The organism is Methylolobus aquaticus (assembly GCF_054172105.1).
The window spans coordinates 250034-264281 of the sequence record NZ_JBSYXP010000005.1; the positions used below are offsets into that span (position 1 = coordinate 250034).

Genomic DNA, 14248 nt, shown 5'->3' on the forward strand with positions numbered 1-14248 from the left:
AAGGCGCCGACCCCACGGCCGCGGGTCCTGACGTCGACCGCCGGTCAGGCGTGTGGCGGCAACGGCGCGCGATCGTCCCGATAAGGCCACTCGCGCAGCAGTTTTTCCACTTCGGCGGCATCCATCGCCTGGCTGTAGAGAAAGCCCTGCGCCTGATCGCAACCTTCGGACTTGAGGAAATCATGCTGCGGCTCGGTTTCGACGCCCTCCGCGACGACCTTGAACTGCAGGCTATGACCCAGCGCGATCACGGCGCGCGCCACACCGGCATCGTTGGTGTCGTGGGGCAGGTCCAGAATGAAGCTGCGGTCGATCTTCAACTTGTCGACCGGCAGACGCCTGAGATAGGCGAGCGACGAGTAGGCGGTACCGAAGTCGTCGATTGCCAGAGTCACCCCAAGCTCCCGCAGTGCCACGAATTGCTCGGTCGTCGACACCGGCTGCTCCATCACGAAACTTTCGTTGATCTCCAGCTCCAGGAGCGATGGCGGCAGGCCGGTGGCCTTGAGCACACGGCTGACACTCGCGTACAAGGTGCCGCGGAGAATCTGCGGCGCGGACACGTTCACCGCGATGCAACCGAACTCGATGCCGGCATCCATCCACGCCCTGGCCTGCCGGCAGGCGGCGCGCAGCACCCAGTCGCCCAGCGGGATGATCAGACCGCTCTCCTCCGCGATATGGATGAAGCGGGCCGGCGGGATGAAACCTTTCGTCGGGTGATTCCAGCGAACCAGCGCCTCCACGCCGACGATATGCCTGGCGCCGAGATCGACCTGCGGCTGGAAATGCAGCACCAGCTGTTCGAGCTCGATGGCCTGCCGCAACTGCGCTTCGAGGACGACGCGGTCGAGCGCGGCGGAGGTCATTTCCTCCGAGTAGTACCAGTAGGCATTGCGCCCGGCATCCTTGGCGCGATACATCGCGGCGTCGGCGTTGCGCAGCAGCGACTCTGTCGTCAGCGCATCCTGCGGATAGATGCTGATCCCGATGCTGGTGGAGACGTAAAGCTCGTGTTGCTGAACCCTGAACGGCTCGCGCAACACCCCGAGCAGCTTCTCCGCAAGAACCGCGGCGTCCCGCCCGTCCTTGAGCCCCTCCATCAGGACGGTGAACTCATCGCCCCCGAGGCGCGCCAGCGTATCGTCACGGCGCACGGCTGACCGGAGCCGCATCGCCACCTCCCGCAGCAATTGGTCACCCGCGCTGTGCCCGAGACTGTCGTTGACGTGCTTGAAGCGATCGAGATCCAGGAACAGGAGGGCCAGCCTGAGGTTTGAGCGCTGGGCGCGCTGGATCGCATGATCGAGACGGTCCCGGAACAGCAGCCGATTCGGCAGCTCGGTCAACACGTCGTGGTGGGCCAGGTGTTCCAGTTCTTCCTGGGAGACCTTGAGCGACGAGATGTCCGAGAAGACCGCGACATAATTGACCGTCGAACCGCGTCCGCCGGCAACCGCGCTGACGCGCTGCCACAACGGATAGCGCTCTCCGTTCTTGCGGCGGCTCCAGCTTTCCCCCTGCCAACGGCCGCTGGTTGCAAGCGCAGCCTTGCGCGTTGCGATCGCCTCCTCGTCCCCCGGGTCCGCGTCGAGCATGCGGCGGTGCCGGCCGATCACTTCACCGGCAACATAACCGGTGATCTCGGTGAAAGCCGGGTTCACCGACAGGATCAGCCCGTCCGCATCGGTCACCATCAACCCTTCCTGCATACTCTCCACGATCCCGGCGGCCTGCAGCAGACTCGCCTTCGCTCGCCGCCGGTCTGCGGCCAGGATCGAGACGGCCAGACCGGACGTTAGCAGAAGCATGCAGTAGAGCCAGAACCGCAGCAGTCCGGTGTCGGCCAGATCCGCTGCAAAATCGCCCCATCCCGAGCGGGTGCAGAACCAACCGATCACCACCACCCCCATCAGGGCGAGGCTGACCGTCCGCCGGCTGCACCGCAAACCGACGATCGTCACGAGGGGGAAGAGCAAACCGGCGCCGTAAAGCGCCAGGGACGGCAGCGGCCAGTGCGCAAAGGCTTCGACCGAGCCGAGGAGCAACAGCGCGCACCAGATGAGCGCCTCGGTGCGTGAACAGGAGGTCCACTGGAACGGGCTTACCTGCGCCAACAACGCGGGCGTGAAGGTAGCGATGCCCAGGACCTGCGTCATCCAGCCGGCCAGCCAGACCCTCGGTTGCGCCTCGGCGCCCGGTACCAGCCCCAAAGCTACCACCAGGAAATCCAAGGAAACACCCAGCGCGGAGCCGGCCGCCGCCGCGGCCAACCAAACGCCGAGATCGCGCAGTTGTGCTGCCGGACCGGCCAGCCCCCCCGAAAGACGTCCGATCAGGCGCGCTGTCAGGAAGCCACCCAGTGAGGCCCCGGCGGCGGAGAGCATGGCTGCCGGCCAGATCAGCCCGTCGATGAGGCGGGCCGCGAACGCACCCAGCGCGATAGCCGGCCACAACCCAGGACCCAGCACGAGCAGCGACGCCACGGCGAGCCCGCTCGGCAAGCCCAGTCCGACGACGGACTCGCCGATGTTCTGCGGCAGCTCACCGTACGCCGCAACGACAAAGTAGCAAAGCGCCAGTACCATCAAGCGCGTCGCGGCACGGACCCGGTCTGCCGTTTCGGCCGAAAGCCCGCGGCTCATCGCTCGACCCTATGCGACCGGGACTTCGAACAAAGCGACTCACGGTCATTCCACTTCATGCCAAGCAGCGCCTCGTGCGCAAATCCTGTTTGCATCCATCCTCACCCACCGCAGACGCCCCGCGCACCATCGGATTACGCAGCACCCCAAAAACCTTTGGCTCCTAAGGTCATTTTACGCTCAAACGGAAAATCCGAAGCTCAGCGCGGCGGCACCGCGGGTCCGTCTAGCGGAAGTACAGCTTCATGACCAGAATCGCCAGGGCAAGCACGAAGGTTACGCCGTTGGCCACGATCACGGGCGTCGACTGGATCACCACGCCGTAGATGATCCATAGCGCCACGCCGAGGCTGAACAGCAGAAACATGACTAGGGAAATGTCCTGGGCAGAACGTGTGCGCCATGTTCGAAGCACTTGCGGTATGAACGCACAGGTGGTCAGCGTGCCGGCCGCCAGGCCGAGCAGGTCGATCGCTTGCAAGGTGACACTCCGCGAGAGTTTGAGGATACCACCGGGGCTCCGGGTGTCACCCGGAGCCCGGCTGAAGGTTTGCGCCGCGGCGCCCAAGGGCCGCCTAAGGCAGGAAAATCCGCTCCAGGGTTCCGCGCGTGAGGTTGCCACGCGCGTCTTCCGCCAGCACGTAGTAGCGCGTGTCGCCCGCCCCAGCTGGGAGCGGGGCGGTGAAGTAGCGGGCCGTGATGGCGGCATCGGTCTGTGTCGGGTAAAAGCCCCTGTCCTGCATGGGAAGCACCGTCTCCACGCCGGCGCTGCGCAAGACCAGATTGACCGACTTGAGGCCGCTCACGTCCGCGACAAAGGTATGCACGGTCCCCTCGCGCGGCGCGTCGAGCAGGCACCCCTGTCCCCAGCGCTGTCCGCCGGGATTCTCCGGCGTGACCCAGGGCGGGAACACCGTCGGGCCGGTGTGATCCCGGCCACCCGACACCAACGCATCGATGGCGTCGCGAACCAGCGAGTACCCCAGATTGGCCGCATTCGTGACCTGCTGATCCCAGACCTGCTGCCCGGTCCAGTACCAGTAGCAGCTGGTCTCGGCCGTTAGCAGCAACCGCGACACCTCGGCCAGCCGCGGATGTTCCGGCAGCGCGTCTTCGAGCGCATGCACGATGTTCTGGAGCGCCGTCAGCACGGCCCACGAATTCAGGTCGGGGGAATACGGCTGATCGTAACGGCTGAACCACTTCATGAACTGCGGATCGCCGTTATCGGCCCCGGCCCAGGATCCGGGCTCGATATGGACGGTGCGTTCGGGATCGGGCGGGAAGCGTGCCAGATAGTCGTCGATGGTCGACAGCTCGAAGCGCGGATCCTGCTTCAGCCATTCGACCAGGCGGCCGGTGTTGTGGTGATAGTAGCTGTCCGCGCCGCCGCCGTGATTGTCACCGTCGGAATGCAACAGGAAAAAGGGCGGATGCTGCGGATCGTAGCTGCCGCTTTCGACGATGCGGTTGTAAACCTGCCCGAGCACGTCCGGGTACTGCAGGGCACCGAAGCCGCCGCGCGCGTCCTCGTTGCCGATATAGCGCTCGGCCGGCACCGCGACGATCCGATGTACGTTACCGTCCGGGTCTTCGTAGCCGACATACTCGGGACGCAATAGCGACGGCGAAATCTTCGAGCCGGCCCAGATATTGTTGAGCTGCAGCCAGTCGTGGACGGGCGGATTGACCTGTTCGGCACGATTCGGCGGCAGCAGACCCTCGCCGATTCCGGCATACGGATAGTCGCGGCAGGCGCGGAACCGATGGATCGAGTCGTAGATGACCGCCGTGACGCCAGCCTCCAGCAGCGCCGGGATCATCCGGACATGAAACGCCGTCTCGGGCGGGAACAGCGTGGTCGAGGCCTCGACGCCGAACGCGTCGTGGATGATCCGCCGATGCCATTCGATCTGTCGCACGATATCGCGCGACGGGATCAGCGGCATCAGTGGATGAAAAAAGCCGAAGCCGCTGAACGCGACCCGCGGGTGGCCGAGTTGGGTACGCGCGTGGGCGATCGCCCGCAACGACTCGTTCCAGCCCGCGAAACGCCCGCCGCACAGGCCCTCGACCCCGCAGCGCTCCAGCTGCTCGATCAGCGACCCGCTCCAGCTGGTCGAAAGGCCCGCATGCGGCAAGCCGCCGTCGATGTACTGCCGCACCGCGGCTGGGACGAAATCCGTGTAATTGCCGCCGCGGGAACCGAAGATCGAGTCCTTTTCACCGTCCCAGTAGTAGCGGTCCGTCGTGTTGTAGTAGGGCTGGTGCATGTGCTTGTGGATGCCGAAGTACAGCTTCACGCCCTCAACAGCGCGGACGACCGGCAGCGCCGGTCCCGGCGCGGTCAGGACTTCGATATCCCGGTACTGCTTGATCCAGTCTTCGCCCGCGGCCTGGGTCAGATCGCCACGGCGACAGCCTTCGATCTGCACCGTGATCCGGCCCGGCCCCGCGACGCCCGCGGGAACATGGGCCACGTAGTTCCACAGTCCGCCGGCCTGGTCGAGCAGCGCGATGTTGTCCCCCTTGACCAGGACCGGCTCGCTGCCGCAGTAGAGTATGACTTGCGGGAATGGAATCTCGCCGTTGGTGCTGAAGCTGATGTCGAATGCCGGGCTCGCACCGGCACGGTCGCATTCCAACCGTGCCGGGCAGTCGATCTGCACGAACCGGGTAAAAACCCCCATTGCTGACTCCTTGAACGTGTGCGGCCGTGCCGGTGGCCGCTTCATGACAGGCGGGATCTAGCTTAACAAAACCGGATCGCGCCGAACGCGCCGCCTACGGGCAACGGTCCCGATAGGGTCAGGCCGCCGACGGTTCATCGGTCGACGCCTGCTCCCGGCTTGCGTCTCCCCCAGTTGGCTCTGCGGGCCGCTCAATCGTCCGTGTAAGCGGCCATCGGCGGGCAGGTGCAGACCAGATTCCGGTCGCCGTGCAGGTTGTCGATGCGGCCGACCGGTGGCCAGTATTTGTCGACCTGCGGGTCCGTAAGTGGAAAACACGCCCGCTGCTTCGAATACGGCCGGTCCCAGCGTTCGGCCACGAGCAGCGCCTGGGTGTGCGGCGCGTGCTTGAGGACGTTGTTCTCGCGATCGGCCTCGCCCCGCTCGATCTCGGCGATTTCCCGGCGGATCGCGATCATCGCGTCGCAGAAGCGGTCGAGTTCACGCCGGTCCTCACTCTCGGTCGGCTCGATCATCAGGGTATCAGGCACCGGGAACGACATCGTAGGAGCATGGAAGCCGTAGTCGACGAGCCGCTTCGCGACATCGTCCACGGTGATACCACTACTCGCCTTCAGATGCCTGAGGTCGATGATGCATTCATGCGCGACCAGCCCGTTCTTGCCCGTGTAGAGGATCGGGTAGTGCGGTGCCAGACGCGCCGCGACGTAGTTCGCATTCAGGATCGCAACCTGCGTGGCCCGTGTGAGTCCCGCCGCGCCCATCATGACGATGTAGGCCCAGGAGATCGTCAGGATGCTCGCCGAGCCCCAGGGCGCAGCCGACACCGTACCGATGGTCGCCTTGCCGGCCGCGGCCGGATTGACGCCCTCGACGACCGGATGATCGGGCAGGAACGGCGCGAGGTGGCTGCGGACGCCGATCGGCCCCATGCCCGGGCCGCCACCACCGTGCGGAATGCAGAAGGTCTTGTGCAGGTTGATGTGCGAGACATCCGCGCCGATCCGCGCCGGCTGGCAGATGCCGACCAGGGCGTTCAGGTTCGCCCCGTCCATGTAAACCTGGCCGCCGTTTCGATGCACGATCGCGCAGATGTCGACGATGGCGGCTTCGAAGACGCCGTGCGTGGAAGGATAGGTGATCATCAGCGCGGCCAGCCGGTCGCCGTGCTCGGCTGCCTTGGCCTCGAGGTCGGCAACCGAAACGTTGCCGTTCTCGTCGCAGGCCACGACCACCACCTTGAAACCCGCCATCGCCGCGCTGGCCGGATTCGTGCCGTGCGCCGAGGCGGGGATCAGGCAGACGTCGCGCTGCGCCTCGCCGCGGCTACGGTGGTAAGCGCGGATCACCAGCAGCCCCGCATATTCGCCCTGCGAGCCGGCGTTCGGCTGCAGCGAGAACGCGTCGAAGCCGGTGATGGCGCACAGCATCTCCTCGAGTTCCTCGAACAACTGCTGATAGCCCTGGGTTTGGTCCAGCGGCGCGAACGGGTGCACCGACGCGAACTGATGGTAGGTGACCGGCAACATCTCGGTCGTCGCGTTCAGCTTCATCGTGCACGACCCGAGCGGGATCATCGCGCGGTCCAGCGCGATATCGCGGGCCGCGAGCCGACGGACGTAGCGCAGCAGCTCGGTTTCCGAGTGATGGATGTTGAAGACCGGATGCGACAGGAAGTCGCTGGCGCGGAGCAGTCCGTCGGCCAGCGCCGGCTCGACCTCCGCGTCCAGCGCATCGATGTCCAGCGTCGTGTCTGAGCGCGTGGCGAACACGCGCCACAACGCCGTCAGTTCATGGCGCTGCGTGGTTTCGTCGAACGAGATCCCTAGATGATTGGCATCCACCAGCCGCAGGTTGATCCGCGACTCGCGCGCGCGGGCCGCGATGCGCCGGGCCTGTCCCGGCACCCGCACGGTGACCGTGTCGAAAAAGGTCTCCGTGAGAACCTCGAAACCCAGCCGCCGCAACCCTTCCGCCAGAATTGCCGTCATCCGCTGCACGCGGCGCGCGATCGTGCGCAAGCCCTGCGGCCCGTGATAGACCGCGTAGAACGACGCCAGGATCGCGGGCAACGCCTCGGCCGTGCAGATATTGCTGGTCGCCTTCTCGCGGCGGATGTGCTGTTCGCGCGTCTGCAGCGCCATGCGCAGCGCCGGCCGGCCATGGCTGTCGACCGAGACGCCGATGATGCGGCCCGGCGTCGAGCGCTTGTAGGCATCGCGCGTCGCGAAGAACGCGGCATGCGGCCCCCCGTAACCCATCGGTACGCCGAAACGCTGGGAGCTGCCGACGACGATGTCGGCGCCCATTTCTCCCGGGGGCTTCAACAACGTCAGCGCTAGCAGATCGGTAGCGACGCAGAGCAGTGCCTGATGACGGTGCGCGGCCTCGGCGATCGGCTCCAGAGAGCGGATCGAACCGCTCGATCCCGGGTACTGAACCAGTACACCGAAGGCGCCACTGGCTTCGAGGTCCCGGTAGGGGTCGCCGGTCACGATCGTCAGCCCCAGCGGCTCGGCGCGGGTTCTCACCACGGCGAGGGTCTGTGGGTGGCAATCGCTGTCCACGAAGAACACCGAGCCCGGGTTCTTGCCGACCCGACGCGCCATCGCCATGGCCTCGGCTGCCGCCGTGGCCTCGTCGAGCAACGATGCATTCGCGATCTCCATGGCGGTCAGGTCCATGACCATCTGCTGGAAATTCAGCAGCGCTTCGAGCCGGCCCTGGCTGACCTCCGCCTGATATGGCGTGTAGGCCGTGTACCAGCCCGGATTTTCCAGCACGTTGCGCTTGATGACGGCCGGCATGATGGTGCCGTAGTACCCCATGCCGATCATCGAAATGAAGATCCGGTTGCGCTCGCGCATCTGCCGGAGATAGCCGATCGTCTCGCGCTCGTTCATCGACTCCATCGGTAGCGGCGGCATCGTCGCTCGAATCGCATCGGGAACGGCCCGGTCGATCAGGTCCTCCAGCGATGCGGCACCGGTCAGTTCCAGCATCTGCGCGATCTGGGCCGGGTCCGGGCCGATATGGCGACGGATGAACGCGGTGCGCTGCTCCAGTTCGATCAGGGTCGGACGATGTTCAGACATGGCTCACGGCAACTATGGCGGTTTCGGGCACGACGCAAACGGTGTGCGGCGCGGTATCATTCGGCCACGCGAAGCGGACGCCGCGTGGCGCCTCCTCCCGCGCAGCTTATCGGGCCTCGACGGCTTTGACAAAGCCACCGGGCGGGAAGCGCCCGCCGGCCCGATCGACCTCACGATCATCTACCCGGACAACGCCATGGCCAAGCCCGTCACGCCGCTGCTGGCAGCGGATGCGATCATCGAACTGATCGACCAGCCCGGACGCCCCATCGTGCTGATCGAACGCCTGAATCCGCCCTTCGGCTGGGCAATTCCCGGCGGATTCGTGGACCTCGGCGAGTCGATCGAACAGGCGGCCATCCGGGAAGCTCGCGAGGAAGTGACGCTGGATATCCGGCTGATCGCGCTGCTCGGCCTCTACTCGCAGCCGGGCCGGGATCCGCGCGGGTCGACCGCATCGGCGGTGTACGTCTCCGAAGCCTCGGGCTGGCCTCAGGCCGCAGACGATGCCAAGAGCATCACCGTCGTCACGCTGGACGCTCTGCCGGAACCCCTGGCGTTCGACCACGCCATGATCCTGGCCGATTATCGGGTCTTCCGGGAGACCGGGCAGACCGCGCCGCTGCGCTGAGTAGGACGGAACAGGGGCCCCGGACCCATGCAGCGGCGCGTCCTGTTTCTATGCACCGGCAACTACTTTCGCAGCCGTTTCGCGGAACTGCTGTTCAATCACTTCGCAGCCGCCCGCAGCCTCGCGTGGATGGCCGAATCGCGGGGTCTTGCGCTAGACCTCAGCACCGACAATATCGGCCCGATCTCACCGCATACCCTTCGCGGCCTGGCCCAGCGCGGACTGCCGCCCCCGGATCCGGCTCGGTTTCCGCTAACGCTGCAAGAGCACGACCTGCTGAATGCCGGGATGATCATCGCCCTCAAGGAAGCGGAGCATCGCCCGCTGCTCGCGAGCCGGTTTCCGCAATGGGTCGATCGCGTCGAGTACTGGCACGTACACGATGTCGACTGCTCCCTGCCCGAGGATGCCCTGGCCGAGATAGAACGGGCGATCCCGGTGCTGCTGGCGCGGCTGGACTAGGAGGCGGCAGGCGCAACCAACCGCGGATCGGAAAGCCGGCGCTTCGCTCGGACCTGCAGACCAGGCGGACGCCCGGAGCGTGCGCTCAAAGGTGCAGGCCGCATTCGGTTTTCGGTTTGCCCACCCAGCGCCCGCTACGTTCGTCCCCGGGGCGGGTGCAGTGGCTGCAACCGATGGACAGGTAGCCCTTCGGGACCAAGGGATGAAAGGGCAACTTGTGCTCGACGATGTAGGCGTCTCGCTCTGCCTTGGTCACGTCAAGCATCGGATTGAACTTCAGGATGCCGCGCCGTTCCTCCAGGAAGTCCAGCCCCGCGCGGTGTTCCGTCTGCCAGCGCATCAGGCTCGACACCCACACATGGTAGTTTTCCTTCAACGCCTCGAGGGGCTCCACCTTGTTGATCGAGCAGCAGAAGTCGGGATCCGACTCGTACACTTTCTCGCGCACCGTGTATTCATGCTTCCAGTCCTCCGCCCGCAGATCCACGACTTTCAAATTGAAGAGCTCCGTCAGGTAGGCCTTGTAGGCCAGCGTCTCCGGGAAATGAAAGCCGGTGTCGATGAAGGTGATCGTCTGGTCGGGACGAATGCGCGAAATGATGTGCAGAAAATAAGCCGAGGTCGCCGCGAATGACGAGGTCACCAGCACCTTGTCGGGATCGAAATCATTGTAGAGCTCGCGAATCCGCGCTTCGAAGTCGAGCCGCGCGTAAGCGCGGTTCAGCAGGCGGATATCCTCGGCCGATAAGCCGGCCGAGTTGCCGGGTTTTTCCAGAGCGATAGCCATGTTCGACAGAATTACCTAAGTGGGTTCCGATTGAGGACAGCCGGCCAGCGCTACGTCCGCCGCAGCGTGGACCGTCCTCTTCCGTTGGGCCGCACAGAATAACGCAATGGAAAATTCCGAGACAGAATCATTTAGCCCTTCGTTATAGCTGAAGACTCTATAAGGAGCACCATCAGGTTTTGCGCCGAGGTTTCGGACTGCCCCCGGCACCGGAGCAGTCCGAACCCCGTGCGATCGGACCCGCGTGTCGAACCGCTCGTTCCCGCGTTTGAGGCCACGCGCGCCAAAGCGTATTTCAGTGCCCTGGCGGGTGACACCTGCTCGCCTCCGCGCTGGCCTGGACATCCATTTCAACGGCTCGCCCGCCTCTCGGTGAGCTTCATGCAATCGCCCCGGGTCCGGGATTCGGGCTGGCGCACCGCTGCCTGATCAGTTCTTTTTGTGTGACTTGTGCTTACCCTTCGAGTTCGCGGATTTGTTGGCGTGCTTCGATTTGTTCTTGCCCTTTTGATGATTGCCGTTGCCGTCGTCGAAAACGGAGTTCACCGCGTCCTTCGCTACGCCGGTCGCGGCCCTGCGCGCGGCCTGTTCCGCTATGTTTTCCACGCCGAACGCGTGGACCAGCCCCGAACTCAGTGCCAAGGCACCCCAAAAAACCCATATCGCCTTCTTCATCAATGCCTCCGTTGATCCATGCCATGACGCAGCGCGGTGCGGCCGTGTCGAGGGACAGGTCCACCCGCTCGGACTAGTCTATCGCTCGGCACGAACGTCGTGGAGTGGCTCGCGCACGGGAAGCGCAGCACCACGGCGCCGCTCAGGCTCACCGCACCAAACGATCGAAAGGCCTAGGTTGGACCGTCAGCTTATTTGACAGCCGAACACCCACTGGCGTAGCAAAGCGCTGTTCTTTTTCGGGTTTTTTTGATTCGGTGTTGGTGGTATCGATTTTGCTTTGGTCGAGGTAGCTCTGATTCATTCTGAGCTTCCCGCGATGCGCCTCCGATATGTCGCGGTCGCCTGCACAATCTGCCTCGCTAGAGATAAGGAGAAACATGTGATTTCAAAACCCGCCAAGTCCGTGGCTTTCAGGCCGACAACCCTGATACTTCTCGGCATGAATCTGATGGGCGTCGCAGGCGCGGCTGCCGCGGGGAATCTATTCGGCACGATGTCGACCGCTGGTACCGCGACACGTCCTCATTCCATTCGCGTCGGGGACGTCGACCGCGATGGGGATCTCGATGTCGTGGTAGCGAACGGCTTCAGCGCGAGCGTCAGCCTCCTGCTGGGCAATGGCGACGGCAGCCTGCAACCCAAACAGGATTTTCCGGTCGGACGAGGCCCCAAGACCGCTGAACTCGGCGACCTCAACCACGATGGACACCTGGACCTCGTCACCGCCAACCAGAATTCGCGCGACATCAGCGTCCGACTCGGCAACGGAAGCGGCTCCTTCGGGGAATTGGTCAACTATCCGAGCGTCATCCAAAACCCGCATGAGGGCGCTGTCGGCGACGTCAATCATGATGGCAAGCTGGACGTCGTGATCGTCGGCAACTCGTCTCTGGTCGCAGTGCGTCTGGGAAGGGGCGATGGCACGCTTGCGGCCGAGACCACGTATGCGACCGGCAACACCTTACGTTCGGTGATCATCGCCGACCTGAACAACGACGGGTACAGCGATATCGCCACGGGTAACATGGGCAGCCGAAGCATCAGTGTGTTGCTGAATGACCGAGCGGGTAGCTTCCGTCCCCAAGTGCAATATCCTGCCGGTGGGCGGGTCCACTCCGTTCGCGCTGCCGACCTGGATCACAATGGTTCACTCGACCTCGTGACGGCGAACCACACCGACAATTCGATCAGCGTGTTGCTCGGAAACGGTAATGGCACTTTTCGCGCTCCGGCAACGCAAGCTGCCGGCATCATGCCGGTTTCGATCTTCCTGGGCGATGTCAACCTGGACGGCAACGCTGATATCCTGGTCGGCAACGGGAACAACAACTACCCTGCGCCAATCAACTTCGACAGTGGGAACACGGTCAGCGTCTTCCTCGGGCAGGGGAATGGCACATTTCAGCCCAGGGACGACTACGCCGTGGGCGTCTCTCCCTGGTCGGTCTTCGCGGCGGATCTGAATTGCGACGGGGCGCCAGAACTCATGGCAACCAGTTACTGGGAAGCGAACATCTCGATCGGGCTGAATTCTCTCGGATCGCAGGTGCCTTGCGGATCGCGCGCGTCCTTGCCGTGACCGACACGCTGATGGATTGATTACTTGACGGGTGCCGAGATCGGGGCCGAAAACGTCCTCGATCTTGGCCAGCGCGAGCGCGGAGATGAAGATGCGGGTTCCAATTGATTTTTCCGTCTCCGCGTACGGCGTTCAGGTCCCCCGGATCGTGTACGGCACCGCCTGGAAGGGCGAACGGACGGCGGATTTGGTCGAACAGGCCGTCAGCATCGGGTTTCGCGGCATCGACACGGCCTGCCAGCCCAAGCATTACCACGAGCCGGGAGTCGGGGAGGGCTTGGCTCGCGCACTGAACGCCGGACTCGCCCGCACCGAGCTGTATCTGCAGACCAAATTCACCCCGCTGCCGGGCCAGGATCCCGCACGCATACCGTACGATCCCCACGCGAGCCTGTCCGAACAGGTCGCCCAGTCGTTCGAGCGCTCGCTGCGGAACCTGCGCACCGACTATCTGGATGGGTTGATCCTCCATTCCCCCCTGCCGGACGCTCGGCAACTGATGGAGGTTTGGCAGGCCATGGAACGCATCTTCGACGCGGGCGGCGCCCGACAGCTCGGAATCAGCAACTGCTACGAAGTGGACCAGCTGGATCAGCTCTGGCAGGCCGCCCGAGTCAAACCGGCGATCGTGCAGAACCGTTTCTACGACGCGACCGGATACGACCGTGAAGTCCGCGCCCTCTGCCGGCGCTGCGACATCCTGTATCAGAGTTTCTGGACGCTGACGGCGAACCCGCAGGTGCTCACCCACAACAGCTTGCAGACACTCGCCGCCCACTATAGGCGCACCCCCGCTCAGATTTTCTTCCGGTATCTGACCCAGTCCGGGATCATCCCTCTTACAGGCACCACGACGGCGGCCCACATGCGGGAAGACCTCGAAATCTTCGGGTTCGCACTCCGGGACAGCGAGTGCGAACTGGTCACGCGGTGCCTGGATCAAGCGAGCTTGCGGAGCGGTTCGGCTTAACCGCTCTTCGACTCGGCGCGAGACCTGCCCGGAGACGACGCCCGACCGGATGAGCTCGCGGCCTGCGCCGGGCCGCTGACGTCAGAACCGTGCCGGCAGACGGCGTTCGATGTAGATGCGCCGATTCTCGACGCGGATATAGCCGCCGTCCGTCAGTTCCTTGAACACCCGGCTGATCATCTCGCGCGAACACGCGACACGCTCGGCGATCTGCTGCTGTGTCAGCGGCTGCTCGACGACCTTCTGCCCATCCCGTTCGACGGCGAGTTCCAGCAACAGGCGAGCGACACGCCCATAGACATCCATGAGCGCCAGGCTGCGCAGCTCCTCGGTGGCCAGGCGTAGGCGACCGATCAGCCGCACGACGAGGTCGAAAGCCGCTCCCGGATCGTTCTTCAGGTGTTCCTTGAAGGACTGCTGGGTCACGTACGACATGGTGCAGGGCTCAAGCGTCGCCACCGACGCGCTGCGCACCCCCTCGACCAGCGCCAGTTCACCCAGGTAATCGCCGGGACCACAGATGGCCAGCACGACTTCGCGGCCATTGTCGTCGCTCAGATAAACCTTCACCCGGCCGGAGAGAATCACGTAGAGCGCATCGGACGGATCGCCCTGGGTGATGATGACGGTGCCTTTCGGGTAGCGAACCGTGTGACCGGATTCGGCCAGCGCCTTGGCAATCAGTTCACGACTGTTGCTTTCCGTCACTGC

General features: G+C 64.4%; 12 protein-coding genes. 4 read left to right on the forward strand and 8 right to left on the reverse strand.

Going from position 1 to position 14248, the window contains the following annotated elements; translation table 11 throughout:
* Nucleotides 1-44 precede the first annotated feature (44 nt).
* The 4 genes from ACW73L_RS08740 to gcvP all read right to left on the reverse strand — a co-directional run bounded on the left by ACW73L_RS08740 (nt 45) and on the right by gcvP (nt 8430).
* Complete coding sequence (locus ACW73L_RS08740) at nt 45-2645, reverse strand: bifunctional diguanylate cyclase/phosphodiesterase (protein ID WP_498921401.1); 2601 nt, start codon at nt 2643-2645, stop codon at nt 45-47.
* Between the two features lie 226 nt (nt 2646-2871).
* Nucleotides 2872-3126, reverse strand: a complete 255-nt coding sequence (locus tag ACW73L_RS08745; RefSeq protein ID WP_498921403.1) for a SemiSWEET transporter — start codon at nt 3124-3126, stop codon at nt 2872-2874.
* A gap of 94 nt (nt 3127-3220) precedes the next feature.
* Complete coding sequence (locus tag ACW73L_RS08750; protein ID WP_498921405.1) at nt 3221-5335, reverse strand: glycosyl hydrolase family 57; 2115 nt, start codon at nt 5333-5335, stop codon at nt 3221-3223.
* Between the two features lie 191 nt (nt 5336-5526).
* Nucleotides 5527-8430, reverse strand: a complete 2904-nt coding sequence (gene gcvP, locus ACW73L_RS08755; protein ID WP_498921407.1) for an aminomethyl-transferring glycine dehydrogenase — start codon at nt 8428-8430, stop codon at nt 5527-5529.
* Between the two features lie 196 nt (nt 8431-8626).
* Here gcvP and ACW73L_RS08760 point away from each other — a divergent pair, with 196 nt between their 5' ends.
* Entirely contained in the window at nt 8627-9061 is a 435-nt protein-coding gene (locus ACW73L_RS08760) for an NUDIX domain-containing protein (RefSeq protein ID WP_498921568.1), read from the forward strand.
* 27 nt (nt 9062-9088) lie between these two features.
* Nucleotides 9089-9523, forward strand: a complete 435-nt coding sequence (locus tag ACW73L_RS08765; RefSeq protein ID WP_498921409.1) for an arsenate-mycothiol transferase ArsC — start codon at nt 9089-9091, stop codon at nt 9521-9523.
* 85 nt (nt 9524-9608) lie between these two features.
* On the opposite strand, the gene ACW73L_RS08770 is transcribed toward ACW73L_RS08765, so the two are convergent.
* The 3 genes from ACW73L_RS08770 to ACW73L_RS08780 form a co-directional block, all read right to left on the reverse strand.
* Nucleotides 9609-10310 (reverse strand): phosphoadenylyl-sulfate reductase, encoded by a 702-nt coding sequence (locus ACW73L_RS08770; protein WP_498921411.1) that lies wholly within the window; start codon nt 10308-10310, stop codon nt 9609-9611.
* 429 nt (nt 10311-10739) lie between these two features.
* A complete protein-coding gene (locus ACW73L_RS08775) occupies nt 10740-10985 on the reverse strand; it encodes a hypothetical protein (protein WP_498921413.1) in 246 nt (81 codons plus the stop codon).
* Between the two features lie 148 nt (nt 10986-11133).
* Nucleotides 11134-11289, reverse strand: coding sequence for a hypothetical protein (locus tag ACW73L_RS08780; protein ID WP_498921415.1), 156 nt, complete (start codon nt 11287-11289; stop codon nt 11134-11136).
* 78 nt (nt 11290-11367) lie between these two features.
* On the opposite strand from ACW73L_RS08780, the gene ACW73L_RS08785 reads away from it, so the two are divergent.
* Entirely contained in the window at nt 11368-12567 is a 1200-nt protein-coding gene (locus tag ACW73L_RS08785) for an FG-GAP repeat domain-containing protein (protein ID WP_498921417.1), read from the forward strand.
* A gap of 91 nt (nt 12568-12658) precedes the next feature.
* Nucleotides 12659-13537, forward strand: a complete 879-nt coding sequence (locus ACW73L_RS08790) for an aldo/keto reductase family protein (RefSeq protein WP_498921419.1) — start codon at nt 12659-12661, stop codon at nt 13535-13537.
* A gap of 81 nt (nt 13538-13618) precedes the next feature.
* On the opposite strand, the gene ACW73L_RS08795 is transcribed toward ACW73L_RS08790, so the two are convergent.
* Nucleotides 13619-14245, reverse strand: coding sequence for a Crp/Fnr family transcriptional regulator (locus ACW73L_RS08795; RefSeq protein ID WP_498921421.1), 627 nt, complete (start codon nt 14243-14245; stop codon nt 13619-13621).
* Nucleotides 14246-14248 lie beyond the last annotated feature (3 nt).